13 protein-coding genes, 1 tRNA gene and 1 riboswitch are annotated in these 18473 nt (G+C 59.4%); of the genes, 6 read left to right on the top strand and 8 right to left on the bottom strand.

Features of this window, described 5'->3' with window-relative positions:
* The coding region (locus NW839_RS00500) for an ATP-binding protein (RefSeq protein WP_414380422.1) at positions 1–1145 on the top strand (1145 nt) is incomplete at its 5' end.
* Between the two features lie 13 nt (positions 1146–1158).
* Here NW839_RS00500 and NW839_RS00495 read toward each other — a convergent pair.
* A tRNA-Arg gene (locus tag NW839_RS00495) sits at positions 1159–1231 on the bottom strand.
* A gap of 486 nt (positions 1232–1717) precedes the next feature.
* On the opposite strand from NW839_RS00495, the gene NW839_RS00490 reads away from it, so the two are divergent.
* Positions 1718–2155, top strand: a complete 438-nt coding sequence (locus tag NW839_RS00490) for a hypothetical protein (protein ID WP_414341644.1) — start codon at positions 1718–1720, stop codon at positions 2153–2155.
* A gap of 102 nt (positions 2156–2257) precedes the next feature.
* Here the strand turns inward: NW839_RS00490 and rpsT are convergent, their stop codons facing one another.
* Complete coding sequence (gene rpsT, locus NW839_RS00485) at positions 2258–2587, bottom strand: 30S ribosomal protein S20 (protein ID WP_414331315.1); 330 nt, start codon at positions 2585–2587, stop codon at positions 2258–2260.
* 87 nt (positions 2588–2674) lie between these two features.
* Here rpsT and NW839_RS00480 point away from each other — a divergent pair, with 87 nt between their 5' ends.
* A complete protein-coding gene (locus NW839_RS00480) occupies positions 2675–4039 on the top strand; it encodes a CRTAC1 family protein (protein WP_414349952.1) in 1365 nt (454 codons plus the stop codon).
* Here the strand turns inward: NW839_RS00480 and moaA are convergent.
* Both moaA and NW839_RS00470 read right to left on the bottom strand, forming a co-directional pair.
* On the bottom strand, positions 4036–5013 hold the full coding sequence (gene moaA / locus NW839_RS00475; protein WP_414349951.1) for a GTP 3',8-cyclase MoaA: 978 nt from the start codon (positions 5011–5013) through the stop codon (positions 4036–4038). The two genes, NW839_RS00480 and moaA, sit on opposite strands and share 4 nt — an antisense overlap.
* 197 nt (positions 5014–5210) lie before the next feature.
* Positions 5211–7118 (bottom strand): cation:proton antiporter, encoded by a 1908-nt coding sequence (locus tag NW839_RS00470; RefSeq protein WP_414349950.1) that lies wholly within the window; start codon positions 7116–7118, stop codon positions 5211–5213.
* A gap of 246 nt (positions 7119–7364) precedes the next feature.
* Positions 7365–7460: riboswitch (Glutamine riboswitch) on the top strand.
* Between the two features lie 80 nt (positions 7461–7540).
* On the opposite strand from NW839_RS00470, the gene NW839_RS00465 reads away from it, so the two are divergent.
* Positions 7541–7993 carry a DUF4278 domain-containing protein gene (locus NW839_RS00465; RefSeq protein ID WP_011434342.1) on the top strand — a complete coding sequence of 151 codons (453 nt, stop codon included), beginning with the start codon at positions 7541–7543 and terminating at the stop codon, positions 7991–7993.
* Positions 7994–8241: 248 nt separating this feature from the next.
* Here NW839_RS00465 and glnA read toward each other — a convergent pair whose 3' ends face one another.
* Entirely contained in the window at positions 8242–9666 is a 1425-nt protein-coding gene (glnA, locus tag NW839_RS00460) for a type I glutamate--ammonia ligase (protein ID WP_414349949.1), read from the bottom strand.
* 465 nt (positions 9667–10131) lie between these two features.
* On the opposite strand from glnA, the gene trxB reads away from it, so the two are divergent.
* A complete protein-coding gene (trxB, locus tag NW839_RS00455; RefSeq protein WP_414349948.1) occupies positions 10132–11562 on the top strand; it encodes a thioredoxin-disulfide reductase in 1431 nt (476 codons plus the stop codon).
* Between the two features lie 86 nt (positions 11563–11648).
* Here the strand turns inward: trxB and purL are convergent, their stop codons facing one another.
* The 3 genes from purL to psaM form a co-directional block, all read right to left on the bottom strand.
* Positions 11649–13955: a phosphoribosylformylglycinamidine synthase subunit PurL gene (gene purL, locus NW839_RS00450; protein WP_414349947.1), complete on the bottom strand. Its 2307-nt coding sequence runs from the start codon at positions 13953–13955 to the stop codon at positions 11649–11651.
* Positions 13956–13976: 21 nt separating this feature from the next.
* A complete protein-coding gene (recG, locus tag NW839_RS00445) occupies positions 13977–16490 on the bottom strand; it encodes an ATP-dependent DNA helicase RecG (RefSeq protein WP_414349963.1) in 2514 nt (837 codons plus the stop codon).
* Between the two features lie 212 nt (positions 16491–16702).
* Positions 16703–16795: a photosystem I reaction center subunit XII gene (gene psaM, locus NW839_RS00440; RefSeq protein WP_011434349.1), complete on the bottom strand. Its 93-nt coding sequence runs from the start codon at positions 16793–16795 to the stop codon at positions 16703–16705.
* A gap of 347 nt (positions 16796–17142) precedes the next feature.
* Between psaM and glyA the strand changes: the two genes are divergently transcribed.
* Positions 17143–18468, top strand: a complete 1326-nt coding sequence (glyA, locus tag NW839_RS00435) for a serine hydroxymethyltransferase (protein WP_414349962.1) — start codon at positions 17143–17145, stop codon at positions 18466–18468.
* The last annotated feature ends 5 nt before the right edge of the window (positions 18469–18473 follow it).

The following is an 18473-nucleotide window of genomic DNA, read 5'->3' as shown; positions in this document are numbered from 1 at the left end:
TATCCAATTGCGCCATTGCCCTGTATGACCCAGAGCGGCAGGTCAGCGTTTTGGCGGTGGACTATTTGGCCGGAGAAGGGATCCGGCGCTTCCCCCTGGAGGTTTCGTTTGCGGATTTCGCCCATGTGCTTCGTCAGCTCCAGCGCGGACAGCTCTGCCAATTGAGCAACTTCCATCACCCCTGCTGGCCCAACCACGACCGCTACACCCTGATCATCGCTCCCATTTGCGACAAAAGGGATCTGACAGCTCAACACGAGGAACTGCTTGTTTTGGGGAATATTTGTGGATCCCGTCCACCGGGGCAGATATTTACCGAGCGGGAACAACAGCTCATCCAACGGGTAGCCGGCCAATGTGCCATCGCCATTCGCCAAGCACGTCTTTATCAAACGATCCAGCGTCAGGTGCAACAGTTGCAGGAGCTCAACCAACTCAAAGATGAGTTTCTGCACATGGTCTCCCACGAAATGCGCACACCTCTCACCAACATGAAGCTGGCCATTGGGTTTTTATCCAAAGCCAACCTAACCGAGCGGGAAAGGCGCTACTTTCAAATTTTGGAGATGGAGACCAACCGCGAGCTGGAGTTAATCAACGACCTGTTGGAATTGCAAGCCCTCGAATCCGGAAACAAAGTCCTCAGACTTACCTGTTTATCTCCCCAGGAATGGATCCCCAATCTTTGCGAGCCCTTCCGGCTGCGAGCTGCCCAACAGGGCCAACAGTTTCAGGTGGAATGGGATCCCGACCTTTGGCTCCTCTGCACGGATGAGAGCCTCTTGTCGCGGGTGGTCAGCGAGCTTTTAAACAATGCGTGTAAGTACACCCCCACTGGGGAAAGCATCTATTTAAGTGTGAGCCAGGCTAACTCCAATGGCCGTCCCGGCTGGCTGATCACGGTGCGCAATACAGGGGTGGAAATTCCTGCAGAAGCGTTGCCCCGCCTTTTTGAAAAGTTCTATCGCCTCCCCCAGTTGGATTGCCGCAACGCCGGGGGAACGGGCTTGGGTCTATCGCTGGTTCAAAAGGCAGTGGAGCTGCTGCAGGGATCCCTGCGGGTAGAAAGCCACTCTCGGCAGGTGATGGTTCAGATGTGGTGCCCCCATCAGGGCAGCTTGTCGGAAACCCCAAGCAAGGCTTAGAGGGCAAGGCCAGCGCCTTGCGCAGGACTCGAACCTGCAACCATCGACTTAGAAGGTCGGTGCTCTATCCTTTGAGCTAGCAAGGCCGAAGAAAAGGGTGCAGAGCCATTATATCCCCGACCCAGTTCCCATTCTCTGACCCCGACCAACCTGCCTCTGACCTTGAGTTCTGCAGTGTTGCTTGGGCAAATTGCGCGGTTTGCCTTGGGGAGCCGGGTCGGGATCCCTTCACCATGGGAATGTTGGTTTTCGCTCAGGATATGAACGTCAAAGAGATCGTCTGCCAAGCTCTTGGAACGGGACGTCTGGGCGTCTCTCAGGAAACTTGACTGTACGGATAAGGAAGACTTGCAGACGGCAGATGCTTTGAGCAGATGCTTTGATCAGTGCCTTTTTGGATGGCGCTGTGCAGCGGGAGAGCCACAACTGGGCTCCCTGTGCATCGATCCCTTAAAATGGGCGAGCCGAAAGCAGAAAAGTACTCGTTTGAGTTCGAGGATCCCATGCAACCGAGCTATTGCGTCGGAGATAAGTCCAAAATGGGTGTTGAGGTGTCGAAAATTGGGATCCCCATGCCATTGCTCCCTGATCCTGGCTCAGCTGCGGAAAAGAAAGCTGCCTCTGGCACTCAAGCTCTGTCTCCGGCAGCCAAGCGTCTGCTGCGCCTCTATCACGGTGGTAGCTTCATCTTTCTGGGCCTGCTGTGGCTGGTAGTCGGGATCCCTAGCCTTTGGGCTTTGCGAGCGGATATAGCCCGCCTGTGGGATTACTTTACTTGGACGGGCCTGCGATATGCCCTGTTTCACCGCCCAGGATGGCCGACTTTGGGGTTGTTGCTCTGTGTCAGCTTCACGATGGGGATCCTGATTGCCCAAAGCCGCTATGAGCTGTTCGGCCTGTATCCGGTGGAGCGTCTCATGCTGGAGCAGCAATCCCGCTGGATCCTATCCTTGCCGGTATGGCATCCGCTGCGGCGCTGGTTGGTGCGCAGGTTGGATACTCAAGATTAGGTTTTGGCTGCTACTTGGGATCCCTGCCGGCACCGAGGCAAAATCTCGTTTGCGTGCGGCTGAAATCCCGCACAAGCACCACTTCCGAAGCAGCAGGAGAAGTCAATCACGCCCACCCAAAGCCTCAGCCTGGGATTTTTCCGAGGAAGCCACAGATAGCTTCACAATCCGGGCCAGCCGAGCCTTACGACGAGCGGCTGTGTTTTTGTGCAGGACGCCGGTTTTGGCAGCTTTATCAATGCGGCTGAAAGCAGCACTCATCGCCGCCTGGATTTCCTGCAGAGTTTCTTGCTGTGGGTTGGCGGCATAGGCAGTTGAGAGGGAGATCACTTTCTTCATCAGAGCGCGCACCATGGCTTTGGTGGCTTTATTGCGCAGCCGATTACGCTCTGCGATCTGAACGCGCTTGATGGCAGATTTGATGCGTGGCATGGTTGAAGGGGAAGTTCCAGCGAAGATCCAGCATACCATCAGAGCTGGAAGCTCCACCAGTTCCTATTGTTCTCCGATGGGATCCCCATGTTTCAAGATTGCAGCTCGCAGATCCGCTTTAACCCACCTGCCCTTTTCTACGGGGTTGCCGCTTGCGATTTGGATCGGGATGGGGCCTTTGAGCTGTTTGTGTGCGGGTTCCGCGGCTCCAATCGAGTCTTGAAGTGGGATGGGCAAACCCTGGTGGATCAAGCAGACGACACCCTGGCCGATGCAGGGCGCATGGCAATTGGGGTGGCTGCCGCCGACTTTGACGGGGACGGGCAAGAGGAACTCTACGTTTTGAATACCGATACCTTCGGGGGGCGCAAGCGCTTTGGGGATCGCCTCTTCGACTGGCAGGGATCCGCCTGGGTGGATCTGTTCTCCCTGCCGCAAAACCAAGATGCCCTCAACTTGACCGCAGGTCGCTCTGTAGCCTGTGTGGATCGTCTTGGCCAGGGGCGCTATGGATTTTTCGTGGCCAACTACGGCGGCCCCATGCGCCTGTATGAGCTGGCCTCCAACCAGATGATCGCCGATGTAGCGCCAGAAGCGAGACTCAATCGGGTGACGGGCGGGCGGGGTCTGGTGGCCGTGCCCTTGGTCTCGCAGCGGATGGACATTTTTGCCGTCAATGAGCAGGGACCTAACTTTCTGTTTCGCAACCGGGGAGATGGCACCTTTGAAGAGATTGCCGCTGAGGTGGGCCTAGCAGATCCCGACGAGCATGGGCGTGGCGTGGCGGCGGTGGATCTGGATGGGGATGGACGGCTGGATTTGCTCTATGGCAACTGGGAAGGCCCCCATCGCCTCTGGATCCAGACCCCCAGCGGTTTTTTTAAGGATGTAGCCCCCCCGGAGTTGGCTAGGCCCTCCCGCATTCGCACAGTCATCGCTGCCGACTTCGACAACGACGGCTACCCAGAGCTGTTTTTCAACAACATCGGCGAGCCCAACCGTCTGTTTGCATGGCGCTCAGGCCGTTGGCAAGCCATTGACATTGGAGATGCTGCCGAGCCGCAGGGATTGGGGACAGGAGCAGCGGTGGCCGATGTGGATGGGGATGGTCGTCTGGAATTGTTGATTGCCCATGGGGAGTCTGGCGCCCAGCCTCTCAGCTTCTATCGCCCTCAGGCCAATGCCAACAACTGGCTGAGGGTTCTGCCCCTCACCCGCCAGGGAGCCCCGGCCCGCGGCGCGTTGGTAAGGCTGCTCACCTCCACCCGTACCCAGATCCAGGCCATCGACGCCGGCAGCGGCTACCTCTGTCAGATGGAGCCGGTGGCCCACTTTGGCCTGGGATCCGAAACGGGGGTCAAGGAAATCCAGATCCAGTGGCCGGATGGGAAACAGTTGCAGGTGGCCCACCCACCGGTCAACCAGCTTTTGCGGATCCCTTATCCCCGCTAGCCGCCAATCTGAGACATGGTGCGCCGGTAGGATCCCTGGCTGCCGGTGTCCCGTCCTTTGAAGTTGATGTCCGGCTTGATGTCCAGCAGTTCTCGCACCTGCTGTCTTAGCCTTTCGGCAGGGATCCCAGCTCGCAGCGGATCCCGCAGGTTGATTTGGCCGGATTCGTTGAGCAGGCAAGGGCGCAGCCAACCGTCGCTGGATAGCCGCATGCGGTTGCATCGATCACAAAAGCACTCCGACATCTGGCTGATAAAGCCCAAGGTGCCTTTTGCCCCCGGGATGCGAAACACATCCGCCGGCCCATTGCCGGCCACAAACCCAGGTTCCAGGCCAAAGCGAGCGCGAATTCGCTGTCGCAGCACCTCAGACTCCACCCAGCCGGCCTGCTGAAAGAGGGCGGCATTGCCAATGGGCATAAACTCGATGAAGCGCACATGCCATTGTCGCTCCAGAGTAAGGGCAGCCAGATCTTCCACTTCCGATTCGTTGAGCCCAGGGATCACCACCACATTCAACTTGAGGGGATCAAACCCCAGTTGGTGGGCAACTTGGATCCCGGCCCAGACCTGCCGCCAGCGATCCCGCCCCGTGATCAGTCGAAAGGTCTCGGGGTTGAGGGAATCAAAGCTGATGTTGATGCGGCGCAGCCCCGCTTCATAGAGGAGTTGGGCCTTTTGGCTGAGGTTGAAGCCGTTGGTGGTAAGGGACACATCTCTCACCCCAGGCAGGCTGCACAGGGCCCGGATGAGATACTCCAGCCCCGGCCTGAGCAGGGGTTCGCCGCCGGTGAGGCGAAAGCAATCGATCCCCAAGGGCAAAAACACCTCTTGAACCAGCGTAAGGATTTCCTCATCAGTCAAGCGCTCTGGGGCTTGCAGCCAGGCCAACTCTGCCTCGTCGGGCATGCAGTACTGGCAGCGGAAATTGCAGCGATCGATCAAGCTGATGCGCAGATAGTTGACGGTCGGCATGGCAACCTAGGCCAGAAACAGATGGGGCACCCCTCCCCCAAGGTGCCGAGCAACGCCGGGGACCCTTTCCGTTGCCTCTGGAAAACCTCCCAGCGTCTCCATCCGCAAAGGCAGCGGGGGAACTGTCCCGAGGCTTGCAACTTGCAGTGGCCACACCTCCAGTTTGCAGGATACTACGAAGATTGAGGTGCAAATCTCTACTCGGCAGAGCCAGGGATCCCTGCCCATTCGGGTTGAACAGGCCGCTGCCAGCGTTCCCACCAGGCCAGCACAGACTCAGGTGGGTGGCTGTCGTGGCTGCCGTTGGCATTGGCGGGGAGGGGGGGAGAGGGAGGTGGGGCCGGCGGTGTCAGCCAACTGACAGGCGCGGGGATCAGACAACTGGGGTGGAGAGGGCGCAGATCGCGGTAGTGGCTGCTGCGAATGGCCAGGATCTCCTGCTGAATGATGTCTGGGGGTTCTCCCAACTCCAGCAACACATGGCTGCACAGCCCCAGGCTGGCCTCGAATTCGGGGTGGACGACTTCTCTGGCCCCCAACTGATAGAGCTGTTCGATGTCTTCCTTGTCGGTAGCTCGCACCACCACATCCAATTGCGGCGCCAACTCCAGAGCTCGTTTCAGGCAGAGGCGGATGCTCATGCGATCCGGCAGAGCAATAACCAGGGCGCGGGCCTGGGGCAGGCAAGCTTTCTCCAGCACCAACGGGCTGGCCGCATTTCCGTAGAGGTAAGGGATCCCACGGGAACGCAGGTGTTGGATCACCCGTTCTGATTGATCAATGACCAAGAGGGGGTGACGACGGGCTTCGAGAATGCGCACAATGTCTTGCCCCACCTGCCCATAGCCGCACACCACCACGTGCCCCTGTTGAGGAGCATCGGGGGCCAAAGCGCGGGGCCGCTCGCCCGATTCCAACCAGCGGGCCAAGAAGGGGATCCCGTGTAGCCCGGAAAACAGTCGAGGAGCGCCCCTCAGCAGAAAGGGAGTGAGCAGAAGGGTAACGGCTGTGGTGCTGACAATCAACAAATAGATCTGCCGCGACACCAATCCCAAAGCCTGCCCCTCGCTGGCCAGCACAAAGGAGAATTCGCCGATTTGCGATAGGCCCAGCCCCACCACCACCGCTGCCGGCAGAGTGTAACCAAACAGCCGCGCCAAGGGAGCCACGATGCAAAACTTGCCCACCATCACCAGACCCACCAGCCCCAGGATCAGCAACAGATGGCCGAGGATAAAGCTGGGATCGATGAGCATGCCGATGGCCGCAAAAAAGAGAGCAGCAAACACATCTCGCAAAGGCTCTACATAGTCCAGGGTTTGGTCGGCGTACTCCACCTCCGAGATCATCAGACCGGCAATGAAAGCCCCAATCTCGCTGGAAATGCCCAGCCGCTCCGTCAACAGGGCAATCCCCACGCAGAGGCTGATCACCCCCAGCAAAAACACCTCTTTGCTCTCCTGCTGAGCCAAAAGCCGCAAGAAGGCCGGAACCAGCCAAATCCCGCCTACCACCGCCCCCAGCCCCACCAAGCCGATTTCTGCCAAGGCCCTGGCCAGGGATCCCGCCAGCTCCGGCAAGGGACAATCCAAAGCCGGCAACACCGCCAACATCAGCCCCACCGCCAAATCTTGCACAATCAGGATCCCCAGCATGGCCTGGGCTTGGGGAGTGCCCATTTGGTTGGTCTCAGTGAGACTTTTCAGCACCACGGCAGTCGAGGACAAGGAGAGCACGGCCCCCAAAAAGATCCCTTGCACCGGCGTCAACCAGCCGCTGACCACCGCCAGCACCGCCGTGATCAAAATCGTCAGGCCAATTTGCAAAATGCCGCCGCCAACGGCGATCCCCCGCACTTTGCGCAATTCTTTCAGGGAAAACTCCACCCCCAAGGTGAACAGCAAAAAGGTCACCCCAAACTGGGCCAAGGTTTCCACCTGAACCAACTCTTTGATCCACCCCAACCCGGTTGGCCCCACCAAGATCCCGGCCAGTAAGTAGCCGAGCAACACCGGCTGCCTCAGCAGCGAAGCCAAGAATCCACCTGCTGCCGCTGCCGCCAATACCGTCACAATGTCCAAAATCAGACGAAAGTCTTCCTGCACAGGGCACTCACCGAGGAATGTGAACTTTTGTAGCCAATCCTGAGGATTCTTCCACGATAATGCTTCCTCTGGCATCTCGGACAGAGTGGAGAACCTGGCCCCAAGCCCTGCACCTTACTTCCCCCAGGGATCCCGGCTGACTAGTCCCGATTAGAGGAAGCTGGCCAGAAACTCAGTGGAAATTTTTGTTAAAAGTTGCTGACAACACCCCAAAACCGTAGCTTATAATACAGAATGTAGATAGAAATCGTTCATCCTCTCGCGTGCTGGGCGGCTCATCATGGGTAGAGCGACATCGCAGCCAGAGGACGGAAGTAGGGAGAGATCCCGAAGGAACGCGCCTCAACTCTTCTGGTAACCGTGGGGCTTCTCTTGGGAGAAGGCGAACGGATGAAAACTCAACTCATTTGGAGGCGAAGATCATGGCACTCTTTTACCGTGGCGTCGATTACACCCCCTCTTCTGCAACTGCAGCGGTTTCTCCCGGCAAAGTGGGGGGTCGTTACCGGGGGCTGGACTGGCGGTTCCGCCACCTGAGCAAGCCGGTGGTTTTGCCCACCAACCTTGACCTGCTCTATCGGGGTGTTGCTCATCATCTCAAGGCGGCCGAAGGGCCGGCTCAACCCGTTCAGACGGCAGAGGCATCTGCCCCGGTGGCTGCTAATGGCCGTTCTCATGTCTTGGATGAGCTGTCTCGCCGCTTGATGATGAGCCATCAACGCTTGATTCGGATTCGCCAGCAATCCATGCTGCTCCGCGGTACAGAGCAGATTGGCCTGCATGTCAACGTGCGCAACTTCTGGAACCGCATCCAAGGAAAAGTGCATCCCACCTTTCGGCTCAACTACGACCGTAGCCGTGTCAGCATGAGCTGATCTGCCCGTAACTGTTGATGCTCTGGCATGAGCTCAGCGAGAAGGGATCCCGGCTGGGGATCCCCTTTTGGTTTCTGGGTTGAGCTTCCTCAGGTCGATGGACGGCACAGGACGCTTCAACGCTGGCACGAGGTGCTGTTGACCAAAAGCAGCCAAGTTGCTCAAGGGATCCACAATTGAGGGGTGCTATTTCCTCGGAAAAAAACGGGATCCCATCAGGGATCCCGCTGCAGAATCGGCCACACCGTCTAGGCGTCGAAGTAAAGGGCGAACTCGTAGGGGTGGGGCCGCAGGTTAATGGGGTTGATCTCGTTGTCGATCTTGTACTCGATGTAGGTCTGGATCAGATCTTCGGTGAAGACGCCTCCCTCCAGCAAGAAGGCATGATCCTTCTGCAAGCTTTCCAGAGCATCCAGCAGGGATCCGGGTGTGGAAGGGATCTTGGCCAGCTCTTCCGGCTCCAGATCGTAGATATCTTTGTCCAAGGGCTCGCCGGGATGGATCTTATTCTTGATCCCGTCCAGGCCAGCCATCAGCATGGCCGAAAAGGCGATGTAGGGGTTGCAGGTGGCATCCGGGCAGCGGAACTCCAGACGCTTGGCCTTGGGATTGTTGCCGGTCACCGGAATGCGAATGGCAGCGGAACGGTTGCCCTGGGAGTAAGCCAGGTTCACCGGCGCCTCGAAGCCGGGCACCAAGCGCTTGTAGGAGTTGGTGGTGGGGTTGGTGAAGGCCAGGATTGCCGGGGCATGCTTGAGCAGGCCACCGATGTAGTAGAGAGCTGTCTCGCTCAGGTTGGCATAGGTGCCTTCGCTGTAGAACAGGGGCTGGCCATCCTTCCAGAGGGACTGGTGGGTGTGCATGCCAGTGCCGTTGTCGTTAAATAGGGGCTTGGGCATGAAGGTGACGGTTTTGCCGTGCTTGCGGGCCACGTTCCGGATCACGTATTTGTAAACCATCATGTAGTCGGCAGCCGTGATCAGATCGGCAAAGCGATAGCCCAACTCCCCTTGCCCGCCGGTAGCCACCTCGTGGTGATGCTTCTCGATGGGCACCCCCAACTTGCCCATGGTCAGCAGCATCTCGGTGCGGATGTTTTGATGGGCATCGGTGGGCGGGGCCGGGAAATAGCCCTCTTTGTAGCGAGGCTTGTAGCCCAGGTTGCCACCTTTCTCCTCGCGGCCCGAGTTCCAGCGACCTTCGATGGAATCCACGAAGTAGTAGGCCGAGTTTTGGGTTTGGTCGAAGCGAACATCCTCAAAAATGAAAAACTCCGCTTCCGGCCCGAAGTAAGCCGTATCGGCAATGCCCGTCGATTGCAGATAGGCAACGGCACGGGCGGCAAGGCTGCGGGGACAGCGGCTATAGGGCTGGCCAGTGCGCGGCTCAACAATGCTGCAAGTTATGCTGAGGGTGGGCACCTCCAGAAAGGGATCGATCCAAGCCGTTCTGGGATCCGGCACCATGTACATGTCCGACTCGTTGATCGCTTTCCAGCCCCGGATACTGGATCCGTCAAAGGGAAGCCCCTCGGTGAAGGTTTCTTCCTTGATCATCGAGGTGTGGAAGGAAACATGCTGCCAGGTGCCAAAGATATCCACAAACTTGAGATCCACTATCTGGACGTTGTTGTCCTGGATCATCTGAAGCACTTCTTGGGGCGTGGATGCCATTACTCTCTCCTGATTGGGTTGCGGTTAAGACTGGGGGAACTGTGGCTGAAACAAATGGGATCCCAGCAGGTGATCCCCACGCTTCGACCCAGACAGGCCAAAAACGCTCACTCATCCTAGAAAGGCCAACACGGGTATTTTGTAGTTTCTGATACAAAATTCATTTGAGCTCCGCTTTCTGACCAAGACCAAATTGCTGGCCATCTCAGACACCTCTTTTCCTTCTGGCTTGGGTCAACCGAGATTGGGTGTTGGGGATCCAAAACTTGGGCAATGGCCGCCACTTGGCCAACCTCTGGGCAGAGATAACCCTATGGGATGGGCAAAAAAGGCCCCAATGGCCTGAGGCGAGCGAAAATGAGGCTAATAGGCCTCGGCCTCGACCGGTTCGCCAAGGGGTGTTAAGCTAAAGCGTAGTCGTTATGAGTTTGGCTTTTATTCCCATTGCAGAAGGAGAGACATCGGATGATAGAGCAAAGTCGGGTTGAGAATGTGGTGATTATCGGCTCCGGCCCTGCTGGGTTTACAGCAGCCATTTACGCTGGGCGTGCCAACCTGAAGCCGGTTGTGTTTGAGGGGTTCCAGGCGGGCGGGATCCCGGGCGGGCAACTGATGACCACCACCGAGGTGGAGAACTTTCCGGGCTTTCCCGAGGGCATCACCGGCCCCCAACTGATGAAGAACATGCGGGCTCAAGCGCAGCGGTGGGGGGCAGAACTTTACACCGAAGATGTCACCTTTGTGGATTTAAGCCAGCGGCCCTTTGTCGTCCGTTCTGACGAGCGGGAATTGCGCACCCACAGCCTGATCATCGCCACCGGGGCCACAGCCAAGCGCCTACACCTGCCGGGGGAGGAGACCTACTGGAACCGGGGCATGTCAGCTTGTGCTGTCTGCGATGGGGCTATGCCCATGTTCAGAGGGGTGGAATTGGTGGTGATCGGCGGCGGCGATACTGCTTGTGAGGAAGCCACCTACCTGACCAAGTTTGGATCCCACGTGCACATGCTGGTGCGCAGCGACAAAATGCGGGCCAGCAAGGCCATGCAGGATCGTGTTCTCAACAACCCCAAGATCACTGTGCACTGGAACACCGAGGCGGTGGAAGTGATGGGCGACGGCCTGCGCCTGACCGGGGTGAAAGTGCGGAACAACCAAACCGGCGAAATACGCGAGATGTCAGTGGGTGGCCTATTTTATGCCATTGGCCACAAGCCCAACACCGACTTGTTCAAAGGACAACTGGAACTGGATGAAGTCGGCTACATCGTCACCCGCCCGGGATCCGTGGCCACCAGTGTGGAGGGGGTGTTTGCCGCCGGCGACGTGCAGGATCACGAGTTTCGTCAGGCGATTACCGCTGCCGGCACTGGCTGTATGGCGGCCATGTTGGCAGAGCGCTGGCTCTCGGAACACGGCTTGGCCCAGGAGTATCACGTCCTTCCCCAAAGCCATCCTGAACCCAGCCCTGCTGCGACTTCTGCGGCAGAGTCTGCTGGGGATCCTGCTGTTGAGGAGGCCAGCTTTGAGGAGAATGGACAGGATGACTTAGACTTCAGCAAGACTTGCCATGAGGGGAGCTATGCCCTGCGGCGACTCTACCACGAAAGCGATCGCCTGCTCATGGTCAAGTACACCGCCCCCACCTGTGCCCCTTGTCATGCCCTCAAGCCGATCTTGAACAAGATCATCGATGAGTTCTCGGACAAGCTGCACGTGGTGGAGATCGATATTGAGAAAGATCCGGAGATTGCAGAGGCAGGGGGGGTGGCGGGCACCCCGACGGTGCAATTTTTCAAAAACAAGACGCTGGTGGCCCAGTTGGTGGGCGTTAAGCCCAAATCCCAATATCGAGAGGTGATCCAGGCCAATTTGTGTGAGGAAAAATCCCCCTAAGGATGTTGTCCTCTCCAACCTCTGGCCCCTCTCCCCAAGGGAGAAGGGAGCTGGGCGCAGAAAACGGTTTCCCAACCGAGGCTCAGCTAGTCCGAAAAGGCACCGTGGTAGGCGGCCTGCATGGCTGCCAAAGACACCACCAGTAAGGGATCCTCTTCTGCCGTCCTTAAGAGCAGGGGATCCGCAGGGGATCCCACCTCTCCCAAAAGCTGCCACTGGCCGGCAAGCTGCGCTTCTAAGTAGGCTTCCCAAGCAGAGCGCTGGGCCGGATCCACAGAAACCAGGATGCGGCTGGATCCCTCGCCAAACAGGGCCTGATCCCAGCGCAAGGATCCAGGAGCCAGGGAGAGGGTTGCGCCGCGGCCTCCGCTCAAGCAGGCTTCTGCCAAAGCCACAGCCAATCCCCCCTCGCTGCAGTCGTGGGCAGAGCGCACCCAGCCCTGGCGGATTCCATGGCGACAGGCAGCTTGCACCCGCTTTTCCAATTCCAGATCCACTGGCGCGGGCCGGCCCGTAACTTGCTGGTGGATGACCGCCAAATACTCGCTGCCCCCCAAGCTGGTGAGGGCCTGGGATCCCAGGAGGTAAATGAGATCCCCTGCTTGCTGCCACCCCTGGCCACAGATGCATTTCAAGTCGGGAATAAGACCCACCATGCCAATGACAGGGGTAGGGTAGATAGCCTGCGATCCCTGGGGGGTGAGGGTCTCGTTGTAGAGAGAAACGTTTCCCCCCGTTACCGGCGTACCGAGGGCACGACAGGCATCTCCAATCCCCCGACAGGCCAGGGCCAGCTGCCAGTACACCACCGGGTTTTCGGGATTGCCAAAGTTAAGGTTATCGGTAACAGCTAGGGGATCGGCCCCCACACAGGTGAGGTTGCGGGCAGCTTCCGCCACGGCTGCCTTGGCCCCCTCGTAGGGATCCAAATACACCCAGCGGCCATTGCCATCCAGGGTAGCAGCGATGGCCTTGCGGGAAGCTCGCAGGGGCGGCACCTCGCCCACGCCAAACTTTTGGGAACGGATGCGGATAACCGCCGCATCTCCCTGGCCCGGCCAAAGGACGGTGTTGTTTTGCACCTGGTGGTCGTATTGGCGATAGATCCAGGCTTTGCTGGCCAGGGTGGGGCTGGCCAAAAGCTGCAGCAGCACCTCTTTCCATGCCAGCGTTGCCTGAGCGAGGTGGATCCCCTGGCAATCACAAGGGGGTAGAGTGGCGGGATCCCATTGCCACGCTGCCTGCACGTAGGCTGGCGGCTCTGGCAACACCGGACGGACATAGACGGGGGTGTCTTCGGCCAAAGCCCGCACCGGCACCTGCACCACGCAGGATCCCTGGTGCCAGATCTCCACCAGCGGCTCGGCAATGACTTCCCCGGCCACACTAGCTTGCAAACCCCAGCGGTGGAAGATCTCCATCACCTCCGCCTCGCGGCCTTTTTGCACCACCAGCAGCATCCGCTCCTGGGATTCCGAGAGCAGGTATTCCCAGGCAGCCATGCCGCTTTCCCGCGCCGGCACTCGGTCGAGGTCAAAGCGGATCCCCACCCCTCCCTTGGCGGCCATCTCCGCGGTGGAGCAGGTGATCCCGGCTGCCCCCATATCCTGGGCAGCCACCACAGCTCCTGTGGCAAAGGCCTCCAGACAGGCCTCGATGAGGCACTTGCCCAGGAAGGGATCCCCCACCTGCACTGCCGGCCGATCCTGCTGCGCATCCTCCTTGAGCTCGGCGCTGGCAAAGCTGGCCCCGCGGATCCCATCCCGCCCTGTAGTGGAGCCTACATACAAAACGGGATTTCCCACCCCTTGGGCTGCAGATTTGACAACCGTAGGGGTCTCCAGCAGCCCCAGGGCCATGACGTTGACCAAGGGATTGCCGCTGTAGCAGGGATCCACCGCCACTTCTCCCCCCACTGTGGGTACCCCGACACAGTTGCCGTAGTGGGCGATCCCTTCCACCACCCTGGCCATGAGGCGGCGGTTGCGGGGATCTGTTAGCGGCCCAAAGCGCAGCGAGTTAAGCAGGGCAATGGGACGGGCGCCCAGGGTAAAGATATCCCGCAGGATCCCTCCCACGCCGGTAGCTGCCCCCTGGAAGGGCTCCACTGCCGAAGGATGGTTGTGGGACTCGATCTTAAACGCCAGCCAATCCCCCTCCCCCAGATCCACTACGCCGGCATTTTCCCCCGGCCCCACCACTACCCGCTCGCCCGTGGTGGGAAAGTTTTTCAGCAGAGGGCGGGAGTTTTTGTAGCAGCAGTGCTCTGACCACATCACCCCAAACATGGCCAGCTCGTTGGGGTTGGGATCCCGGCCCAGCTGCTGCTGGATCTGTTGATATTCCGCCGGGGAAAGGCCGTGGGCTTTTAAGTCTTCGAGAGTATAGGGCATAGTGCTCCAATTGCCCCTAGCTTAGGTCAACAACCCAGGGCCCAAGAGACGGGCCTGACGCTCTTCCAGTATGCGGCTTAAGGGGGGCCAGCGCTTCAGGTCGGGGTCTTGGACAATAAGCTGCTCTGCCGCCTGGCGGGCCAGCTGCAGCACCTCTTGATCCTCCATGAGACTGGCCAGGGCGAAATCGGGTAGCCCCGACTGGCGGGTACCCATCACTTCCCCCGGCCCCCGGAAGCGCAGATCCATCTCGGCAATGAAAAACCCGTCGTGGGATTGCTCCAGCACCTTCAGCCGCCGCAGAGCATCTTCTCCTTTGGATCCCGTCATCAAGATGCAATAGGCTTGGTCGGATCCCCGCCCTACCCGCCCCCGCAGTTGGTGCAGTTGGGAGAGCCCAAAGCGCTCCGCATGCTCCACCAGCATCACCGAGGCATTGGGCACATCTACCCCCACCTCCACCACCGTGGTAGAGACCAGAATATCCAGCTCCCGCCGGCGAAAGGCCGCAATGACAGCTTCCTTCTCGCTACTGGTCAAGCGCCCGTGCAGCAGGCCCACCCGAAATTGGGGGAAGACCTTTTCCTGCAGACGCTGGTGTTCCTCGATGGCAGATTTGAGATCCAGCTTCTCCGACTCTTCAATCAACGGCAGCACCACGTAGGCCTGCCGCCCTTGGGCAATTTCCCGCTCGATAAGCCGCATCACCTGCAGGCGATCCCCTGGCCGGGCCACCAGGGTGTGCACGGGCTTGCGCCCCGGCGGCAGCTCGTCAATTTGGGTAACATCCAGATCCCCATGCAGGGCCAGGGTGAGGGTGCGGGGGATGGGGGTAGCGGTCATGGTGAGGACATCGGGGTGATCCCCTTTCTGTTGCAGAGCGGCCCGCTGCTCCACGCCAAAGCGGTGCTGCTCGTCGATGACCACCAAGCCCAGGTTGCGAAACTGCACTGCCGGCTGGATGAGAGCATGGGTGCCCACCACCAAGGGCAATTCCCCGGTCTGCAACTGCCGCAGGATCTCCCGGCGCTTAGCAGGGGGCGTGGATCCAGTCAACAGTTCAACGGGCACCTGCAGCTGGCTGAGCCATTCCACCAACTTGCGGTAGTGTTGCTCGGCCAAAACCTCGGTGGGAGCCATGAGGGCCGCCTGCCAACCGGATTGAATGGCTGCCAGCACAGCTGCCACCGCCACCACGGTTTTGCCGGATCCCACATCTCCCTGCAAGAGGCGGTTCATGGGCAAGGGATCCCGCAGATCCGCTAGGATCTCGTCGATGGCCCGCTGCTGGGCAGCGGTAAGCTGAAAGGGCAGGATTTGGTAGAAGCGATCCAACAGCTCCCCTCTAGCCGGCTGGTAACGAGGTATGGCCTGAGCTTGGGCACGATAGCGGTGTCGCCGCTGCAATAGGCTTAGTTGTAGGTAGAAAAACTCATCGAACACCAGCCGCCGCCGGGCCTGGGCCAGCAGCTCTCGGGTCTCAGGAAAGTGGATCTGCTGCAGGGCAACAGGCAAGTCCAAAAGCTGCAACTGCCGCTTGAGATCCGCCGGCAAGGGATCCTCCACCAAGGCCGCCGCCGGCAAAGCCAGTTGCACCGCCTTGCGCACCAGATCGGCGGGGATCCCTTCCGAGAGAGGGTAAACTGGCAAGATCTTGCCCAGCCTGTCCAGCTCCTCGCCCTCTCCCCCCAGCACCTCCAGTTGCGGGTTATCCAGCGTTAGGCCCAACCGGCCCTTTTTGACCAGGCCGCTGGCAGCCACCAGGGCCCCCTTGGGGTATTGCCGCTCCAGGGAAGCTTGCCAACTGCGCTGGGCAAACTGCCGCCCGCTGTAGAAGCGGCTGAGGGTAATTACACCACTTTTGTCGGCAATCTTTAGGTTGAAGATGGTCAGCGAGGGATTCTTGGGGCTGGTAAAGCAACTGCAACTTTTCACCGTCCCTACAAGGGTAACGGTCTCCCCCACCTTGGCTTGGCGGATGAGCACCCGCCGGGAATAGTCCAGGTAGTCGCGGGGGAAGTAGTAGAGGGCATCCCGCACGCTGTGTAGGCCCAGTTGTGCCAGCTTTTCCGCCGACTTGGGACCAATGCCTTTGAGAAACTGCAGCGGCTGCTCCAGGCTGAGGCCGGCGGGGAGAGATGGGGAAATCGTGCTCCGCCCTGCCTCTGGGGGGGTTGTTGCTACGCCTACGGCAGGGAAACCAGAGCGCTGTGGCAACGAGGCTGCAAACGAGCCAGGTTGGTGGGAACTCGGTCGGGACAGCTCTTGCTGACGTCGGACTCGCTCCAGCCAGCGGCGGGTTTCGGCCACCAGGTGCTGGCGTTCGGGCAGCTCCAGCTCGGAATACAGGGTATAGCGGGATCCCAGTTCTTTCCATCGCCGCCGGTCATCTCCATTCAGCACCCAGTCAGAGGGGGGATCCTGTCCGAACACGCTCCCCAAAAATTGGGAGAAGGTCTGCTCTCGCCCCCGCAGGTCGGTAAACCCCACCTCTGCTTCTAGGGAAAGGGCGCGCTGAAGCCGCTGTAGATCCACCTGGCTCAAGTTGCTTGGCTGCCGGGAGTGCTCCTTATCAATCCAACTTTAGCCAACAACGGCAGGACAACCGAAGGAGTGCAGCAGCGCAAGCCACACTTTCCATTCCTTTTCCTTGATAAAGAAAAAAGCCTGCCTTATTACTCCGCAACACTGTCGTGACGGGGCAGGCCGAAGGGATCCAGAGGCACTTTTTGGGAGATGCAGGAGCTTTAGCTGCGGGCCAGGGCGGATCCCAAAAGCAGAGCCATCACTGCCGGCACCAAGGCAATCGCCAGGATGGTGAAAACTTGTGCGTCCGTCATAACCAACTCCCTAACAGTGGAATTGCACAAAAGTCAGCTCCCTCACTCTACCGTAGCTTGAGGGGTAGCCTTGACACCGAGAAGAAAAGCTCAACATTCTTTACAAAGCAGCCCTTGCCCATCCCGCTTGACCGTGGCTCCCAGATCCTCTGCTTGGATCGATTGACATTCTCCCCACCCCTAAAGCAAGGGATTCTTTCTCAGTTTTGGGGTTTTACCCCAGGCAGAAAGGCCGGGGCCTGCGCTGCTGGTTTGCGGGTCATGCTACGATGTTGCTCCGCAACGCCGTCGCGACGGCGAAGCAGTTCTTGCCCATTCCTCCTGCGAAGTTCGGTCTTGGCGTCATCATGGTAGCTGCTCCACAAAGTCTGACCACCTCACGGGATAGCTTGGCCATCCTGGCGGAAACGGATCCCTTGGTTTACCGCCTGATCCAGCAAGAGCTCAACCGGCAGCGGGATCACCTGGAGATGATCGCCAGCGAGAACTTCACTTCTCCTGCCGTCTTGGCAGCCCAGGGCTCGGTGCTCACCAACAAGTATGCAGAAGGGCTGCCGGGCAAGCGCTACTACGGCGGCTGTGAGTTTATTGACGAGATTGAACAGCTGGCCATTGACCGGGCTAAGCAACTCTTCGGGGCAGCCCACGCCAATGTGCAGCCCCACTCGGGGGCGCAGGCCAATTTCGCTGTTTTCCTGGCCCTGCTGCAGCCAGGAGACACAATTATGGGCATGGATCTGGCCCACGGCGGCCACCTTACCCACGGCTCCCCGGTAAACGTCTCCGGCAAGTGGTTCCGCGTGGTGCACTACGGGGTGCATCCGCAGACGGAGCGGATTGATTTTGACCAAGTGCGGGATCTGGCCCTGCAGCACCGGCCCAAGCTGATCATCTGCGGCTACTCTGCCTATCCGCGGACAATTGACTTTGCCGCTTTCCGCGCCATTGCCGACGAGGTGGGGGCCTATCTTCTGGCCGACATTGCCCACATTGCCGGCTTGGTGGCCACTGGACATCACCCCAACCCCGTGCCCCTCTGCGATGTGGTGACCACCACTACCCACAAGACGCTGCGAGGGCCGCGCGGGGGACTCATTCTCACCCGCGACCCAGAATTGGGCAAAAAGCTGGATAAGGCAGTGTTCCCCGGCAGCCAGGGGGGGCCGCTGGAGCATGTTATTGCTGGCAAGGCGGTGGCCTTTGGAGAAGCCCTGCAGCCCAGCTTTGCCCAGTACTCGGCCCAAGTTATCGCCAATGCCCAAGCCCTGGCGGGATCCCTGCAACGGCGGGGCATTCGGCTGGTTTCCGGGGGCACAGACAACCACCTGATGCTGCTGGATCTGCGCTCGGTTTCGGCGGTGCTGGAAAAAGTGGGGGCGGCGGATCCGGTGATGACAGGCAAACGGGCGGATCGGCTAATGGACGAGATCCATATCACCGCCAACAAAAACACCATTCCCTTCGACCCACAGCCGCCTTTCGTGGCCAGCGGACTGCGCCTGGGATCCCCGGCCTTGACCACCCGCGGCCTGGGGCCGGTAGAATTTGAAAAAATTGGGGAGATCATCGCCGATTGTCTGTTTCAGCCTGAGGAGCCTGCTGTATTGGAAGAGTGTCGCCAGCGGGTGGCTCAGCTCTGTCGTCGTTTCCCCCTCTACCCCCACTTGGGATAACCGCA

The organism is Synechococcus sp. R5-15, from assembly GCF_047462035.1.
Classification (GTDB): domain Bacteria; phylum Cyanobacteriota; class Cyanobacteriia; order Thermostichales; family Thermostichaceae; genus Thermostichus.
Note: the sequence above shows the minus strand (reverse complement) of the source record. Positions and strands in the feature narration are given on the sequence as shown.